We start from the raw sequence: 15881 nt of genomic DNA, 5'->3' as shown, positions 1-15881 counted from the left end.
GTCAGCCGCGCCAGGGCTTCATCAGGTACTCACCGGAGCTGTTCTCCCCTTCCCCCAGGCCGGGCAGAAGAAACATCAGGGGCTGGGCTTTCACCTTTTCGCTATAGGCCCCCGAGATTAGGGCCGGGCCGCACATGCCGCTGAGATGCAATGTGCTGGGAAGCGCGATGTAGACACGACAGGCTATCGCAGTTTCGCCCCGGCTCGCTTCCAGAAGATGGCCGTTCAAAGGCGCGGCCTGGAGCGGGCGGTTCTCGGCATCGAGTGCAACGAATTCACCTGCAATCTGCAATCCATCGAGATGATAGCCGATCAGCACGCGGGTTGGCTGCCTGCCCTGATAGCCAGGCGCCTGACGGAAGCCGAGAGGGAAGTCGCTTGCCCCTTCAAATTTCAGCGGCTCCTGCACCAGCTTGTCGAGCATCGCCTGGGCCTGCTGAGTGGTGGTCTGTGTAACGGGACCAGCCAGAGCCTGATGGGCAATCGAAGCCAATGCGAGTAGGAAAACAGACAGAGCGTACCGGTTCACGATGAACGATCTCCAAACCATCCCCGGCGCCAGAAAATGAACAGGGGCAGCAGCACCGAGAAAGCCATGAGGCCTAACGCATAATAATAGCCGTAGCGCCATTCGAGTTCCGGCATGATCTTGAAATTCATACCGTAAATACCCGCAAGCAGGGTCGGGGTAATACCGACGAAGCTCACCACGGTCAGCAATTTCATGCCGTCATTCTGGTCGATACTGATAAAGCCCAGCGTCGCATCGAGCAGGAACTGTACCTTGACCGTCATCTGCGCCACGTAGTCGTTCAGTGAGGCCACGTCGCGACCCATGATGCGCAGCCGCGTCTGCAGCGTATCGCGAAACTCGAAATAGCGCGCATCGCCGAGGAACATCCCTATGCGATCCACCCCCAGCAGACTTTCCCTGATCGACGAGGTCAGATCGCCGCTCTCGCCCAGCTTCCTGAGTGTCTGGCGCAGCACATCGGCATTGCGCACGCGCCTGCGCGAGCGCTTGTCGGCAAAGACAGTGCGTGAAATCGTATCGAGGGTATGCCCGGCGTTTTCGAGAATATCCGCCAGACGATTGACGATGGTCTCAAGCAGGTGAATGGCGAGTTCGGGCACATCCGACAGGGCGAAATCGACATCATTGGCCGCCAGATCGCGACTCATGGTCTCGAAGGCCGTATAGCTTGCATAGCGCAGCGTGATCAGCCAGTTGGGCGAGACGACCATACCGACAGGATAGGTCGTCAGCCGGTCATCGATCATGCGTACAAGAGGCGTCGAGAGATAGATGACATCTCCCTTGCGGTAATGACGTGACGAACTCTCGATTTCCTCCAGCGCATCACGGCGTGGCAGGCTCAACCCCGTCACGGCCTCTGCCAGTCTGATCTCGTCTTCGCTCGGTTCGATCAGATCGAGCCAGGAGACGTTTTTCGCATCTTCGGCGGCAACGATCTCATGAATAGGGCGCCCCACAGGATGCGCTAGAAACATCGAACCTTCCTTTCCGGCTCAGACAGCTTTCCCCTGCGGGTCGGGAATGGACGTCATGCCGCCCCTCTGGTATCGCAGAAACCCGCTTGCCGTGTCGATCCATGCCTCAAACAGGACAATTCGCATGAGTTCTGAAGTCTCCCCCCGTCTCAACAGCCTGCGCAACGGTCCCGATCAGCGCGGCCGTTTCGGCACGTTCGGGGGCCAGTTCGTTGCTGAAACCCTCATGCCTCTGGTGCAGGATCTGGCCGATGCCTATCAGGCAGCCAAGGCCGATCCGAGCTTTCGACAGGAACTCGATTACTACTTCCGCGACTATGTCGGCCGCCCCAGCCCGCTCTGGCATGCGAAGCGCCTGAGTAAGGAACTCGGCGGCGCGAAGATCTATCTCAAGCGCGAAGAACTGAACCATACAGGCTCGCACAAGCTCAACAACGTCATGGGGCAGATCCTGCTGGCACGACGCATGGGCAAGACGCGCATCGTGGCCGAGACCGGTGCGGGTCAGCATGGCGTGGCCACGGCGACCGTCTGTGCGCTGTTCGGTCTGAAATGCACCGTCTATATGGGCGCGGTCGATGTCGAGCGGCAGAAGCCAAACGTATTCCGCATGCATCTTCTTGGCGCCGAGGTACACCCCGTGACAGCGGGCTCCGGCACGCTGAAAGACGCCATGAACGAGGCCATGCGCGACTGGGTGGCCAATGTGCATGACACCTATTTCCTGGTCGGTACGGTCGCAGGGCCGCACCCCTATCCGGAAATGGTGCGTGACTTCCAGTCGATCATCGGCATCGAGACGCGCGAACAGATCATGCAGGCCGAAGGCCGGCTGCCTGACGTTCTGGTGGCGGCAATCGGCGGCGGCTCGAACGCCATGGGTCTGTTCCATCCTTTCCTCGACGATGAATCGGTCAAGATGGTCGGTGTCGAGGCAGCAGGCCATGGTCTGGATAGCGGGCTGACGGCAGCCTCGATTTCTCGTGGACGCTCGGGTGTGCTGCATGGCAACCGCACCTATCTGCTTCAGGACGAATTCGGCCAGATTGCCGAGGCGCATTCCATCAGCGCAGGCCTCGATTATCCGGGCATCGGGCCTGAGCATTCCTGGCTCAACGATATCGGACGCGTGGAATATGTCGGCGTAACCGACAAGGAGGCGCTCGACGCCTTCCAGCTTCTGACCCGTACCGAAGGCATCATTCCCGCGCTGGAATGCGCCCATGGTCTGGCCCAGGTGATGAAGATCGCCCCGACCATGACGCCGGATCAGATCATTGTTCTCAACCTCTCCGGCCGCGGCGACAAGGACATCTTCACCGTCGCCGAACATCTGGGAGTGTCGCTGTGAGTCGTATCAAGGCCCGTTTCGAATCCCTCAAGGCCGAAGGGCGCGGCGCGCTCATTCCCTATCTTCAGGCCTATGATCCCGATCTCGAAACCTCTCTCGCCCTGCTCAAGGGCATGCCGGGCGCAGGTGCCGATCTGATCGAAATCGGCGTCCCGTTCTCTGATCCTTCAGCCGATGGCCCGACCATCCAAGCCGCCGCGCTGCGCGGTCTCAAGGCAGGGGCAACGCTTGCCGGTGTGCTTACCATGGTGCGTGCCTTCCGTGAAAGCGACAACGAGACCCCCATCATCCTGATGGGCTATCTCAACCCGATCGACAGCTATGGCCCGGCGCGTTTCTGCACAGATGCCGCACAGGCAGGGGTCGATGGCCTGATCATTGTCGACCTCCCGAAGGAAGAGAGCGATCTGCTCTCTGACGATGCGCAGAAAAACGGGCTCGATATCATCCAGCTCGTGGCCCCCAACACGCCCGATGAGCGTCTGCCCTATCTGCTCGATACGGCCTCGGGCTTCATCTATTATGTGAGCATCACGGGCATCACAGGCACGCGTACAGCGAGCGGCGATGAACTGGCAGCAGCCCTGCCCCGCCTGCGCGCCGTAAGCCCCCTGCCTGTCGCCATCGGATTTGGCATACGCACACCGGAGCAGGCGGCCCAGGCCGCCTCGGTAGGTGATGCGGCTGTCGTGGCGTCGGCACTTATCTCGACCCTCGCCACCACCCTTGAAGACGGCAAAGCCACTGACGGCACAGTGCCTGCCGTTCTCGGCCAGCTTGCCACCATCGCCAGGGCCGTACGCGGCTCATAAAAAAGGGGGCGTTCACCGCCCCCTTTTCATTACCTGACCCGGCGGCTGCATCACGCAGCCGCTCAGTATCATTTCCCGGCGTTCCTGAGCGACAGACCAAAAGACAGAGCCGAAATACCGCCAAAGATCAGTTCGATGGCGATAAAGGTCCCGATCAGCCATAGCCCGGACCAGGGCAGCGTCACGAAAATCAGAACGCCCGTCAGAAGCGCCACGACAGCACTCAGGATCAGCGTCCACCAATTGGCCACGTAACGGTGACCTGCCGCCCAGAGAGCGCGCATGACACCCGACGCCATGAGACAGCCAGCCAGAAAAGCCGTAAGGAACACAGAGCCAGTTGCAGGTTCCTGAATGAGCAGAATGCCGCCCAGAACATAAAGAAAGCCCATCAGCGCCGTGATCCAGAAGCGCGAGCCTTCAACATCGCGATGGGCAAAGCTCTGGGCAAGATAGGCCACACCCGAGAAAATCAGCAGAAACCCGATAACAATGATGCTCGCCAGAGTCGTCACCACGGTATCGACAAAGGCAATGCCTCCCAGAATGAGCAGCACCACACCGATACCGATAAACCAGTTGGGTTTGAGTTTCGGATTGATCGGGGGAAGACCGGGAAAATCACCAAGGCCAGCCATATTGTTTATTCCTTTCTTTCGCATCTCTACGCATCAACGTCGCATCCGGGCGCATCAGAGCGTTGTGAACAATATGTTATCTTCCCTGCCGACGGCGGCGATGTTTCACGTGAAACGCTGAGGCAATCAGCAGAAACGACCGTTCTGCGTATGCTTGGCGTACGCTGGTCCGCCATATTGGGGGACGCTACGCCCCACCATTCGCGCCCATCAGTTTGGCACGACGATTGTCACACTTGCATCATGACAGTATTGAACGATGCATGAGTGCAGATCTCTTCCGAAACCGGCTCGCCGGATTGCTGCCGCGACGGGGCCATGCTTCAGACAGCGCCCCTATACGCAGCAAGTCGCGTCCTGTTCTTGAAGAGAGCGCCAACTGCACGTCGTCCGGGCGTATCCATGGAAAGATCGAAGCCCTTTGCGCGAGCCTGCGTCTGGCTGGCATTGTGGTCTGGGTGCCGCTTTCGGTCGGGTTCGAAGCGCTTCTCCTGCCCATTCCCGGCGTGATGAAAATACGCTGGACACGCGTGATCTGGGGCGTGCTGTGCAAGCTGCTCGATCTGGACATCAAGATGATCGGCCGCCCCGTCGGCACGGTTGGTGGGCAAAAAGGTCGCGACCGTGGCGAGCGTCCGGTCATCTATGTGGCCAATCATTCTTCCTGGCTCGATATCCCTGTTCTGGGCACCAAGATCTATTCTGTCTTCGTCGCCAAGGGTGATATCGAGCGCTGGCCCATCATGGGGCTGGTCTCCAAGATCGGGCGCACGATTTTCGTGAGCCGTAACAGAAGCACGACAGGGCGCGAGCGTGATGAAATGATCACCCGCCTTGCCACTGGCGATAATCTCATCCTTTTCCCTGAGGGCACGTCGTCAGACGGATCGCGCGTCCTGCCGTTCATGTCGACGTTTTTCGCCATCGCCAAATTGCCGCGCCTGCCGAAAAACGCCCCGCCTGTCGACATGCCGTCATACCCGCCCGGCCTCACCCCGCTCATCCAGCCCATCTCTCTCGTCTATGACAGGCTGGAGGGGCTACCGGTCAATCGCACGAAACGCGCTGTTTTTGCCTGGTATGGCGACATGGATCTCGGGCCGCATGTCTGGCAGTTTCTCAAGAAGCGTAACAAGCGCGCCACCATCCTGATGCACCCCCCGCTGGCACCGGAAGATTTCCCCAGCCGCAAGGCGCTGGCCAACGCCGCCTGGGCTGCTGTCGCTCAGGGTGCCGCCGCACTCAGACAGAACAACGACACCGTGCAGGGCTGGTCTCCCGAACCACTTGTGGAACCAAGCCTCGCTACTGCTTCAGAAGCATGCGATCAGAAATCGATTTCGGTCGTTGCGTGATAGGTCCGGGGCAACCCGGCCACCGCTGAGTTCGTGGAAGTCGCCGCCCCATTGATCGAACTGGGGTAGACAGACGCCCAGTAGCGCTTGTCTGTCACATTCGTCACGCCGAACCTCACCACAACCGGCACGCGATACAGATGAAAACCGTAACGGGCGCCCAGATCGAGCGTCGTAAAGCCCGCAGCGAACTGACGGTTTTCGACATCGGCTGCACGCCGGCCCATTACATGGACGCTGGCATTGACAGCACCACCCCGCATCCATGACGCATGATAATCGAGCAGCATGCTGGCCTGAACCGGCGCCACACCCACAACCTGCTTATGGGCGGTAAGACCCTGGCCCGTTGCGCCCGTCTGGGCATCCAGCCAGGTGACGCCACCAAACAGGCTGAGCGCTCTGCCCAGCTTTCCAGCGACCTGCCCCTCCACACCGTAATTGCGCTGCTGCCCTGCCTCCCGATAGACGCCTGTCGTCGGATCGGTGAAAGCAAAGCCGCGTGTCATGCGAAACCCGGCGGCACTCACCATCAGATCCGGCAGCGGGCGATATTTGATGCCAACCTCATATTCTTCAGAGCGCAGAGGCGAGAGCACCTCATTGGCATTCGTGCTGGTGGCAGGGGCCACCGGCCCTGCCTGAACAGCCCGCCCCCATGTTGCATAGAGACTGGTCCGGCTGTCTGCGCGATAGATCAGACTGGTCGTAGGCGTGAAGACCGGCCCGACGCTGTAGCGTGCCGTCGTGACACCCTGGGTATTGCCGCTTGTCGTATCGAGCCAGCTCCAGGCCAGCGTCCCCATGACGGACCAGTGCCGTGTCAATGCGATCGTGTCGCCTGCCAGCAGCGATTGCGACATGATGGAGGCTGATTGATACCGGCCCGAAAAATAGGGCTGGGTTCCTGAAAACACGACAGGCGCCCCGATGCGCGCCGTACCCAGAACGGCGCTCTGGCCCTGGGTCGGGTTGAATGTCCCCATGCTGTAGCCATTCGACCCGATCAGGATCTGATGAGCGAAAGGCCCCGTATGGAAGCGGCCATTCACATAGGCCAGATTCGACCAGACCTTGAAATCATTGGCTGTTGTCGCCGCTGCGATGCTGGTCCGGTAGCGACCCACCGAGTCCGTCAGCGTGTTGGTGACGGAAAACACATTGCGCCAGGCGTCCTGATACAGACCACCAAGCGTTACCGACCAGTCCTCGTTGAAACGATGGGTAAGTTTGGCCAGCGCGGTGTTGGTCGAGGCGTTATATCCTGCGAAATCCTGTCCATAGCCGCGTCGGGACAGATCGGGTGCTGCAGGCAGGGCAAGACCCGTAGCGTAGGAGAAGCCGCCAGCATAGCCGCGCTGGGCATAGCTGTACTGGCTGGCATCGATCTGAAGCGTCGTCCTGGAATCGATCCTGAAATCGAAGGCCCCGGAAATGAGCCCCCGGCGGAGATGCGTACCGGGCGCATAGGTGCCTCCGGACTGGTTCAGCATGGTCACCCGATAGCCAAACCATTTATTGCGCCCCACCCGACCGGACGCATCGAGTGACTCGAATGGTGCGCTGGTCGAATCGACACCAAACGCCAGATGCTCACGCTGCCGATCGGTCGGTCGGTTGAGGGTATAGTCGAAAGTACCCGCCGGATTCTGCGGCCCGTAGAGCGCACCCGAGAGGCCATTGAGCACCTGAAGCGAGTCGAACTGCTCGGCGGCATAGGGCGTGGTGATAACCATATTCAGCCCATCAAGACGCGAGTTGGAAATGACATCCGCCTCGAAGCCACGCGATTGCGGTCGGCTCGTATTGGGGTCGCCGCGCATTTCGAGCTGCACCGATGGCATATATTGTGCCAGATCATTCGCGTTGCGCGATTGCTGGTTCACGATCACATCCCGTGGCACGGTCATGATCGAGAAGGGCGTATCCAGCAGATCGCGCGTGCCGAGCGGCCCGAGGGCAGCTTCCTTGCTGCCGTATTCCGCCAGCATGCCGGCGGCCTGACGCCCGCGCACTGTGATGCGCTCATCCGGTGTCCGGCCTTTTCCCGTTGATCCCGCCTGACGCTGCCCCGGCGTATGAGGTGCCTTGCGCACAGGCGCTGTCGATGCCGGTTTCGTCACGGCCTGTTCGGCACGGGCAGAGCCAACAGCCGTGATGGAAATACAAAGGAGCAGAAGACTGCGTCCACAGACGCCGGGAATGGAGAGACGAGCCATGGCTCGTTTCCACATCAAAATAAGGCGGATGTCACGTCTGTCGTGCAGCGAAAGCCGCGTTTCGTCTGCATCGGTTGCACCCGGGCCTCACTCCCGCCTCATCCGCCTGTCGGGCTGACCATCACAGATGGCAGCCATGGCCGCGGCGCATGACAATTGCGCAAGGCGAGGCGGACGCCCCCTTTCCGGAAGGACCAACATAGGGCAACCTGAGTTTCTTGGTCTCCCGTGCCAAGAAGACAGAACAGTTGATCATTCTGCTCTGACTGACACCCAAGAAGGACAAGAACGTTCCCATGGTTTCGAGGACAATGCGCATGACCCGTCATTTTCTGCGCCCTGCACTGACTGCCCTTCTTCTGTCGGCTCCCGCTCTGACAGTCACGGCGCCCTACGCCGCGGCTCAGGCTGTCATCACGGGCAATCAGAAAATGGTCGCAACCGTAGAGAGCGTGGATCATGAGACACGCACCATCCTGCTTCGCGACAAGAAGGGTGGATTGCTGAACGTCACGATCCCCAAAGGCGCCAAGGATCTGCCCCATCTGGAAGCGGGCGACCGCATCAGCATGCAGTTCTTCCAGACAATGGCCGCTGATATCGCCCGACCCGACTCACCCCTGCCTGAATCGACGGTCTCATCGGCCAAGGGATACGCAAAGCGTCATCCGCACGGCATGCTGATTTCATTCCAGCGTCAGCGCGTGCGCATCCTTGCTGTCGATGCTGCCGCCCATAAGGTGACGTTCATCGATCATGCCGATGTCACCCGCACGGCAACCATCGACCAGAAGGCTCTGCTGCCGCTTCTTTCTTCGCTGAAGATGGGCGATGAAGTCGATGTGACGACCATGGACGCCGTTTCGTTCTCGGTGCTCAACCGCACAGTAAACGGCGACGTCTCTGTGACGGAAGATCAGGGCACCCAGACGAAGCCTGCGGGCAAATAAAGGGTCCTCAGGGCTCTGCCCTGAACCCGCGAAGGGGCTTGCCCCTTCGATCCCTGCTTTGATCAGTCAGGTTTCCAAAGGACGACTGTCCTTTGGCGGGGGGCGGGGCAGCGCCCCGCCTGTCTCTCAGGGCGCTGTCGATACCGGTTTCCACAGTGTATCCGGCGGCGGCAGATGGGGTGAGTTGTCGATCACCCCATAGCCATCGGCGGCATAGCCATGATGCGCCACCCTCTGCGGGCCGCAACCGCAAAGACCCGCACCTGCGACCAGAAGCACCACAGCCAGACGTGTCATGCGCCGGGTTCCAGACGCAGACTGTCGGCAACCGCGCGGGCAAGACGGGTATAGGCCTGCGCCGCCTCGCTTTCCGGGGCTGAGAGAATGATTGGCGTACCCGCATCGGCGCTCATGCGGATATCGGCCAGAAGAGGAATCTCCCCAAGGAACGGCACATTAGCTTTCTCGGCTTCCTCACGCGCACCGCCATGGCCGAATAGCTCGGTACGGTGGTTGCAGTTCGGGCAGCAGAAATAGGACATGTTCTCGACCACACCGAGAAGCGGCACGTTCATGCGCTCGAACATGGTCAGGCCGCGACGGGCATCAAGCAGGGCAATATCCTGCGGGGTCGAGACAATCACGGCACCGCGCAGGCTGAGCTTCTGCGCGATGGTCAGCTGCGCATCGCCCGTACCGGGCGGCATGTCGATCACCAGCACATCAAGAGCGGGCCAGGCCACATCGGCGAGAAACTGGCCAATGGCGCCCATCACCATGGGGCCACGCCAGATCATGGCCTGCTGCTCGTCCACCAGAAAGCCGATCGACATGGCGTGCATGCCCCAGGCCTCGACAGGAATGATCTTGCCATTTTCAAGCGCCGGTTTGGCGGAGTGGCCAAGCATGCGCGGCAGGGAGGGACCGTAGATATCGGCATCCAGCATGCCGGTGCGCAGGCCGAGCTTGGCAAGCCCCGCCGCCAGATTGACGGCAGTGGTCGATTTGCCGACACCGCCCTTGCCGGAGGCCACGGCAATGATGGCACGCACCTGCGGCAGGGCCTTGCCATCCGGCCGCGTCGGCTGAGGATGACCGGGGCTGTTGGCGGGCTGCTCGAGCTGGAAGGGGCGATGCCCCTGTGGCTGGGGCGCCGCCTTGCCCGGGGCGCGATGCGCGGTCAGAATGATGGTGGCACGGGTAATGCCGGGCAGACTGGCAAGAGCCGCCTCGACACGGGGACGCATTGGCTCGATACGGGCGGCATCCTCACGCGATGTCGCAAGCGACACATGGGCGTGACCGTCACGCAGGGCGATCCCTTCGAGCGACGCAAAGCTCAGAACATTCGATGTGCCTGCCTCGTCTTTGACAAGACGCAGGGTCTCGAGAATCCTGCGCTGGTCGGCTTCATTGGCGGGTTTTTCAAAATCGGTCATGTTTGTCCTCTGGCGACGGGGCCGTACCCCATGTCTTTTCGTTTAGCATGGCGGGAAGTGGATCGCGCAAGCATCTGCGCGTATGAGCAGGCAAAGCCGGGGCACCGCCCCCGGACCGACCGGGCAGGAGAGCAGGACAGGAATGAGCGAGGCCAAGACCGACTCCGCCCGCAAACGCAAGAAGCGCGACCATCGTATCGACGCGCTGCGTGGCATCGCGCTGCTGATGATGCTGGCCGATCACGCCCCGCAGGATGTGCTCAACCGCTTTACCCTGCGCAATTTCGGTTTTGCCGATGCCGCCGAGATCTTCGTGCTGCTGGCCGGATACGCCTCATGGCTGGCTTACGGGCGGCTGATCCTGCGCGGCCCGCCAACAGGTGGCTGGCTGATGGGCATCGAGCGGATCGTGCGGCGATGCTGGCGCCTCTATCTGTTCCAGATGGTCATGCTGCTCGTCTCGGTACTCACCATCAGGCAATGGCGCCACTATTCTCCTGTTCCGGTCGATTTTCTCGAACCCGAACTCGCCCATGGGCATGAATGGATCTGGCGTGTCCTGTCTCTGCAGGCCCTGCCGAATAATCTGAACATCCTGCCGCTCTATATCGTGCTGCTGCTCGGCTTTCCGCTGCTGGTCTTTCTCTGGAAGATCTCGCCTTGGCTTCTGGCTGCGGCGAGTTTCGCCCTGTGGGGGCTGATCAACAGCGACCCCACGCTCAATCTGCCGAACTGGCTCGATCCGGATGGGTGGTATTTCAACCCGTTTGCCTGGCAGCTCATTTTCACGCTGGGGATGCTGGCCGCGATTGTGGCAGGCAAGCGTGACGGCAATCTGCCCGGTCCGCTCTGGGCAAAGCTCATTGCGGGCGCCTATCTGCTTTTCGGCGCGCTGGAATGCTTTCCCTATGAGAGCTGGAACCTGCCAAGCCTGAGGCCGCTTGCGGATGTGCCGCAGGCCGACAAATCAGACCTCGCCATCTGGCGCTGGGTCGACGCCATGGCCATTCTGCTGCTCGTTCAGTCTTCACTCACGGCGACGAAGCTCTCAGAAACGCGGATAGGGCAGGGTCTGGCATTACTGGGTCGCCATTCTCTCGAGGTCTTCAGCTTCGGCACGATTCTCGACCTCTTCGCACGACTGGTTATGAACAGCTTCGGCGACGGCTGGGTCATCCAGATCCTGGTCAATGTGCTGGGTCTGGCCGGTGTTTACGGCGTGGCCGTCTGGCTTGACCGCCATCGCCGCCAGGCCGCCCTCATGGCCGGTGAGACGCGAAAGGAAGCCAGAGAGGAAGAGAAGAAAGATCGTGACGCAGAGATAGGTGACGCAAACCCCTGATTTGCGTTAGCGTAAGACCATGAAACATCGCCTCGTTCTCGCTGCCCTGATGGGTGGCTGGGTCTCCGCCAGCTCTTCCGTTCTCGCCCAGCCCGCCGCCCCTCCCGTCACACCGGCGGCGGTCCCGGGCGATGGCGCTGCCACAGCGCGCAGCGTCCACGCGGCGCCAGATTCGCTGGCCGACCTTGCCGCCCGTCTGCTGCCCGCTGTCGTGAATATCTCGATCTCGGCCACGCTGAAGCCGGGCGAGGATGAAGACGATGATGACGGTCCGGATGCGAGCCCCGATGACGGCCCGCAGGTACCGCAATTTCCCCCCGGCTCGCCGATGGAGAAATTCTTTCACGACTACATGAATCATGCGCCGACCCCGTCGGACCCGCCGCGCAAGATGCAGGCACTGGGCTCGGGCTTCATCATCTCGCCCGATGGCTACATCGTGACCAATAATCACGTCATCAAGGATGCCGACAAGGTATCGGTCACACTGCAGGATGGCACAGTACTGCCCGCCAAGATCATCGGTCGTGACAGCCGCACCGATCTCGGTGTGATCAAGATCGAGAGCAAGACGCCCTTTCCCACCGTCTCCTTCGGCGATAGCGACAAGGCACGCGTGGGCGATCGCGTGCTGGCTATCGGCAATCCGTTCGGGCTGTCTGGCACGGTCACGAGCGGTATCGTGTCGTCACGCGGGCGCGACATCAATCACGGCCTGTATGACGACTATATCCAGACCGATGCCTCCATCAACCGCGGCAATTCGGGCGGTCCGCTTTTCGATCTCGATGGCCAGGTCATCGGCATCAATACGGCCATCTACAGCTCGAGCGGCGGCTCCATCGGTATCGGCTTTGCCATTCCGGCCAATGATGCAAAGGGCGTGATCGACCAGCTGCGTCGTGACGGCCATGTGTCGCGTGGCTGGGTCGGGGTGCGGGTGCAGGATGTCACGCATGAAATTGCTGACAGCATTGGTCTCAAGCCTGAAAAAGGGGCCATGATCGCAGGCGTCGATCCCAAGGGGCCAGCCGCAGCCGCCAAACTTCAGACGGGCGATGTCATCACCTCGCTCGATGGCAAACCAATCGACGGCCACGCCCTGCCGCGACTGGTGGCCGAGATCACACCCGGCACCAAGGCGGTGTTCGGTATCTGGCGCAAGGGCAAGACCTTGGATGCGACCCTGACCATCAAGGCCTCGCCCGAAGCGCCCGACATGCCGCCGACAGACGCCAAGACCAAGGGACCGAGCAAGCTCGCCCTTGCCGATCTGGGCGTGACGTTTGCCGCAATCGACGATGACACCCGCGCCAAATACAATCTCTCCGACTCACAGCGCGGTGTGGTGGTGACCGATGTCACGCGCGACGGCACGGCCGATACGCGCGGCCTGCAGCCGGGCGACGTGGTGACAGAGGTGCAGCAGGTAGGCGTCAACTCGCCCGATGCCCTCTCGAAAGAACTGGCACGGGCGCGCCAGCAGAAAAAACATACGATCCTGCTGCTTGTTCAGGGGCAGGACGGATTGCGCTGGGTGCCGTTGCCACTCTCCGGGGAGTGACCCATGCCTTTCGCCTCGCTGTTCAGGGCCCGTGAAGACGGAGAAGCACCCTGGCGCCAGATGGTCCGCACACTCGTTGCGGTCGCGCTCTGCTGGATCATTGGCGAGGCCACCGGGCTGGATGAAACGATCTGGGCGTTGATCACGGCGCTGATCGTCACACAATCGAGCATCGACCAGACTTTTTCGACGGCACGTGACCAGATCATCGGCACGCTGCTCGGCGCGGTTGTGGGCACGCTGGCCATAACCGCACGGCTGGTCTTCGGCCTTTACTGGCCGATTTTCTGCGTTGCCCTCCTGCCCCTGGCGTATATGGCCGCTGTCAGGCCCTCTCTGCGCTTTGCCGGGGTGACGCTCATGATCGTCTATCTGCTGCCTTCTCGTGGCAGCAACCCCTACTGGCCGCTGACAGAGCGACTGACTGCCATTTTCCTGGGTGTCATCGTCTCGCTGGTGGTGTCGTTTGTCGTACTCCATGCGAGTGCACGGCGTCGTGGCTTCCTGACCGCAGGGCGCATGTTTCGCGAGATGGATGAGCTGCTACAGGCCGCTCTCAGACGTGAAGAGATGTGGAGCGAGCTTGAGAGCCGTAACGACCACTGCGCGCGCAATCTGCTTGTCATCAACGAATGCGTGGCAGAGGCCTATCGCGAAAACTGGGGCCTGCTCGAAAAGCGTCACCCCATCCTGACCGTGCTGCCGGCCCTGATGCGACGGATGCTGAGTGATACCATGCTGGTGGCGCGCGCCATCAATGCCGGCAAGGACAGGGGCGGCTTTTCGGGCGTGGCGGGGCTTCATACCGGCCTCAGCCATGCCTATCGTTCGCTGGCCCGGCGCTGCGAGATCCATGCTGCCGGCAAGGCACATGAAAAGCCTTATCGCCCCGGACGCGAAGACGTGCTGAGTGCCCTGCCGACACTCGGGCAGGATGCCCTGCCGGAAATGCATTTTGTTATCGCACTGCTTCGGCAGGATCTGCGTCGTGCGACGGATGTGCTGATGAGCACACCGGAAAGCCGGGCCAAGGACCTGCGGGACATGATCGGAAAATAGCGTCGGCGCGGGCCGGCGATGAACTTGTGAACGGCCTGAGGCGTTTATCCGAACGTAATGCGCCCATAAAAGGCGACGCACCATTTTTGACGTGGGGCAGCCGATCAGGTCACTCTGCCCCGCCCGGGAACGGCAACCTGTATAAAAAACGAAGAGGGATTTAAGCTAATGATCACCCGTGAGACTCTGCAGAACCTGCCAGAAGGCGTGGCAGCGCCGTCTTATGATCTCAAGGACATCAAGCCGGGAATCCTGCATTTCGGCGTGGGGAACTTCTTTCGCGCGCACGAAGCGTATTACGTCAACAAGGTTCTTGGCCTGCCGGGCCAGCAGCAATGGGGCATCGTCGGGGTTGGCCTGACATCGGGCGACCGCTCGAAGAAGAAAGCAGACGACTTCAAGGCACAGGATTGCCTTTTCTCCCTGACCGAAACCGCCCCGTCAGGCGAAAGCAAGCGCAGTGTGATCGGCGCCCTGCGCGATTACATTCTGGCCCCGGAAAAGCCCGATGCGGTACTCGATCTTCTTTCCGACCCCGCCATCAAGATCGTCTCCATGACGATTACGGAAGGCGGCTATAATATCGATGAGCATACTGGCGAGTTTGCCCTTGAGAATGAGGGTGTTCAGCGTGACCTCGCCAATCCGGAATCGCCTTCGACGATTTTCGGTTATGTGGTCGAGGGTCTGCGTCGCCGACGCGATGCCGGCAACCGTGCCTTCACCATCATGTCCTGCGATAACCTGCGCCATAACGGCAATGTGGCACGCAAGGCGTTCCTGGGCTTTGCCCGTGCCCGTGACCCGGAACTGGCGAGCTGGATCGAAGCCAATGCGACCTTCCCCAACGCCATGGTCGATCGCATCACGCCGACAGTCTCGTCCGAAATCGCGCAGCGCCTGAACCGTGAAAGCGGTCTTGACGATCTTCTGCCGCTCGTTGCCGAAGATTTCACCCAGTGGGTGGTTGAAGATGAGTTTGCCGATGGCCGCCCTGCCCTTGAAAAAGTGGGCGTGCAGATGGTCGATGACGTAACCGATTACGAGTTCATGAAGATCCGTATGCTCAATGCATCGCATATCTTCCTGGCATTCTCGGGCCTGCTGCTCGGCTACGATCATATCGATGAGTCGATCAACGATCCCGATCTGCGCAAGCTGGTCGAGACCTATCTCGATACCGATGTCATCCCGACTCTCAAGGCGGCACCAGGCGAAGATCTCGAAAAATACAAGCAGTCGGTCATCTCGCGCTTCTCCAACCCGGCCATGGCGGACCAGAACCTGCGTATTGGCAGCGATGGCGCCTCCAAGGTTCAGGTTTTCTGGACGGCAACGATCCAGAACCTGCTCAAGGACAAGCTGTCGATCGATCGCGTGGCCTACGGTCTGGCCGCCTATCTTGAAATGCTGCGCGGCAAGAACGAGCAGGGCGGCAGCTTCGAACCGATCGAGCCGACCTTTACCGACAAAACCTGGAAGATCGCCAGAAGCGACGATTTCGAAGCAGGCTTCGCCCTTCCGGCATTCGATGGCTGGCGCAAGCTCGACCATAAGGCGCTTGACGCAAAAGTGATCGAACTGCGCCATATCATTCGTGAGAAGGGCGTAAAAGCCGCGCTTCCCGCCTGAAAAGGATG

14 protein-coding genes are annotated in these 15881 nt (G+C 60.6%); 8 read left to right on the top strand and 6 right to left on the bottom strand.

The annotated features are described in order from the left end of the window. Position 1: 1 nt before the first annotated feature. Both AAID99_RS12220 and AAID99_RS12215 read right to left on the bottom strand, forming a co-directional pair. Positions 2–529, bottom strand: coding sequence for a hypothetical protein (locus AAID99_RS12220; RefSeq protein WP_498494016.1), 528 nt, complete (start codon positions 527–529; stop codon positions 2–4). Continuing rightward, positions 526–1512, bottom strand: a complete 987-nt coding sequence (locus AAID99_RS12215) for a magnesium transporter CorA family protein (RefSeq protein ID WP_188427218.1) — start codon at positions 1510–1512, stop codon at positions 526–528. The genes AAID99_RS12220 and AAID99_RS12215 overlap by 4 nt, the downstream gene beginning before the upstream one ends. 124 nt (positions 1513–1636) lie before the next feature. Here AAID99_RS12215 and trpB point away from each other — a divergent pair, with 124 nt between their 5' ends. Together trpB and trpA are read left to right on the top strand one after the other, a co-directional pair. Continuing rightward, the gene (gene trpB / locus AAID99_RS12210; RefSeq protein WP_188427217.1) at positions 1637–2863 is read left to right on the top strand and encodes a tryptophan synthase subunit beta; all 1227 of its coding nucleotides are present in this window, start codon (positions 1637–1639) and stop codon (positions 2861–2863) included. Next, on the top strand, positions 2860–3675 hold the full coding sequence (gene trpA / locus AAID99_RS12205) for a tryptophan synthase subunit alpha (protein WP_498494014.1): 816 nt from the start codon (positions 2860–2862) through the stop codon (positions 3673–3675). Before trpB ends, trpA begins: the two co-directional genes overlap by 4 nt. 68 nt (positions 3676–3743) lie before the next feature. Here the strand turns inward: trpA and AAID99_RS12200 are convergent, their stop codons facing one another. Then, the gene (locus tag AAID99_RS12200) at positions 3744–4313 is read right to left on the bottom strand and encodes an HdeD family acid-resistance protein (protein ID WP_188427215.1); all 570 of its coding nucleotides are present in this window, start codon (positions 4311–4313) and stop codon (positions 3744–3746) included. 263 nt (positions 4314–4576) lie between these two features. Here AAID99_RS12200 and AAID99_RS12195 point away from each other — a divergent pair, with 263 nt between their 5' ends. Next, the gene (locus tag AAID99_RS12195; RefSeq protein WP_498494013.1) at positions 4577–5668 is read left to right on the top strand and encodes a lysophospholipid acyltransferase family protein; all 1092 of its coding nucleotides are present in this window, start codon (positions 4577–4579) and stop codon (positions 5666–5668) included. Here AAID99_RS12195 and AAID99_RS12190 read toward each other — a convergent pair. Then, the gene (locus tag AAID99_RS12190; protein WP_498494012.1) at positions 5641–7887 is read right to left on the bottom strand and encodes a TonB-dependent receptor; all 2247 of its coding nucleotides are present in this window, start codon (positions 7885–7887) and stop codon (positions 5641–5643) included. The genes AAID99_RS12195 and AAID99_RS12190 overlap by 28 nt on opposite strands. 317 nt (positions 7888–8204) lie before the next feature. Between AAID99_RS12190 and AAID99_RS12185 the strand changes: the two genes are divergently transcribed. Then, entirely contained in the window at positions 8205–8837 is a 633-nt protein-coding gene (locus tag AAID99_RS12185) for a preprotein translocase subunit YajC (RefSeq protein ID WP_188427212.1), read from the top strand. A gap of 126 nt (positions 8838–8963) precedes the next feature. Here the strand turns inward: AAID99_RS12185 and AAID99_RS12180 are convergent, their stop codons facing one another. Beyond that, positions 8964–9134 (bottom strand): hypothetical protein, encoded by a 171-nt coding sequence (locus AAID99_RS12180; protein WP_188427268.1) that lies wholly within the window; start codon positions 9132–9134, stop codon positions 8964–8966. Then, on the bottom strand, positions 9131–10276 hold the full coding sequence (locus AAID99_RS12175; protein ID WP_267310416.1) for an Mrp/NBP35 family ATP-binding protein: 1146 nt from the start codon (positions 10274–10276) through the stop codon (positions 9131–9133). The genes AAID99_RS12180 and AAID99_RS12175 overlap by 4 nt, the downstream gene beginning before the upstream one ends. Before the next feature lie 142 nt (positions 10277–10418). On the opposite strand from AAID99_RS12175, the gene AAID99_RS12170 reads away from it, so the two are divergent. The 4 genes from AAID99_RS12170 (at position 10419) to AAID99_RS12155 (ending at position 15873) form a co-directional block, all read left to right on the top strand. Then, a complete protein-coding gene (locus AAID99_RS12170; RefSeq protein WP_188427210.1) occupies positions 10419–11618 on the top strand; it encodes an OpgC family protein in 1200 nt (399 codons plus the stop codon). Positions 11619–11637: 19 nt separating this feature from the next. Continuing rightward, positions 11638–13182 carry a Do family serine endopeptidase gene (locus AAID99_RS12165; protein WP_498494011.1) on the top strand — a complete coding sequence of 515 codons (1545 nt, stop codon included), beginning with the start codon at positions 11638–11640 and terminating at the stop codon, positions 13180–13182. 3 nt (positions 13183–13185) lie between these two features. Continuing rightward, positions 13186–14241 (top strand): FUSC family protein, encoded by a 1056-nt coding sequence (locus AAID99_RS12160; RefSeq protein ID WP_188427209.1) that lies wholly within the window; start codon positions 13186–13188, stop codon positions 14239–14241. 168 nt (positions 14242–14409) lie between these two features. Next, on the top strand, positions 14410–15873 hold the full coding sequence (locus AAID99_RS12155) for a mannitol dehydrogenase family protein (RefSeq protein WP_498494009.1): 1464 nt from the start codon (positions 14410–14412) through the stop codon (positions 15871–15873). The last annotated feature ends 8 nt before the right edge of the window (positions 15874–15881 follow it).

It is taken from the genome of Asaia sp. Ae19-3 (assembly GCF_059801175.1).
The sequence above is the reverse complement of the archived record's forward strand: the minus strand, read 5'-3'. Positions and strand labels throughout refer to the sequence as shown.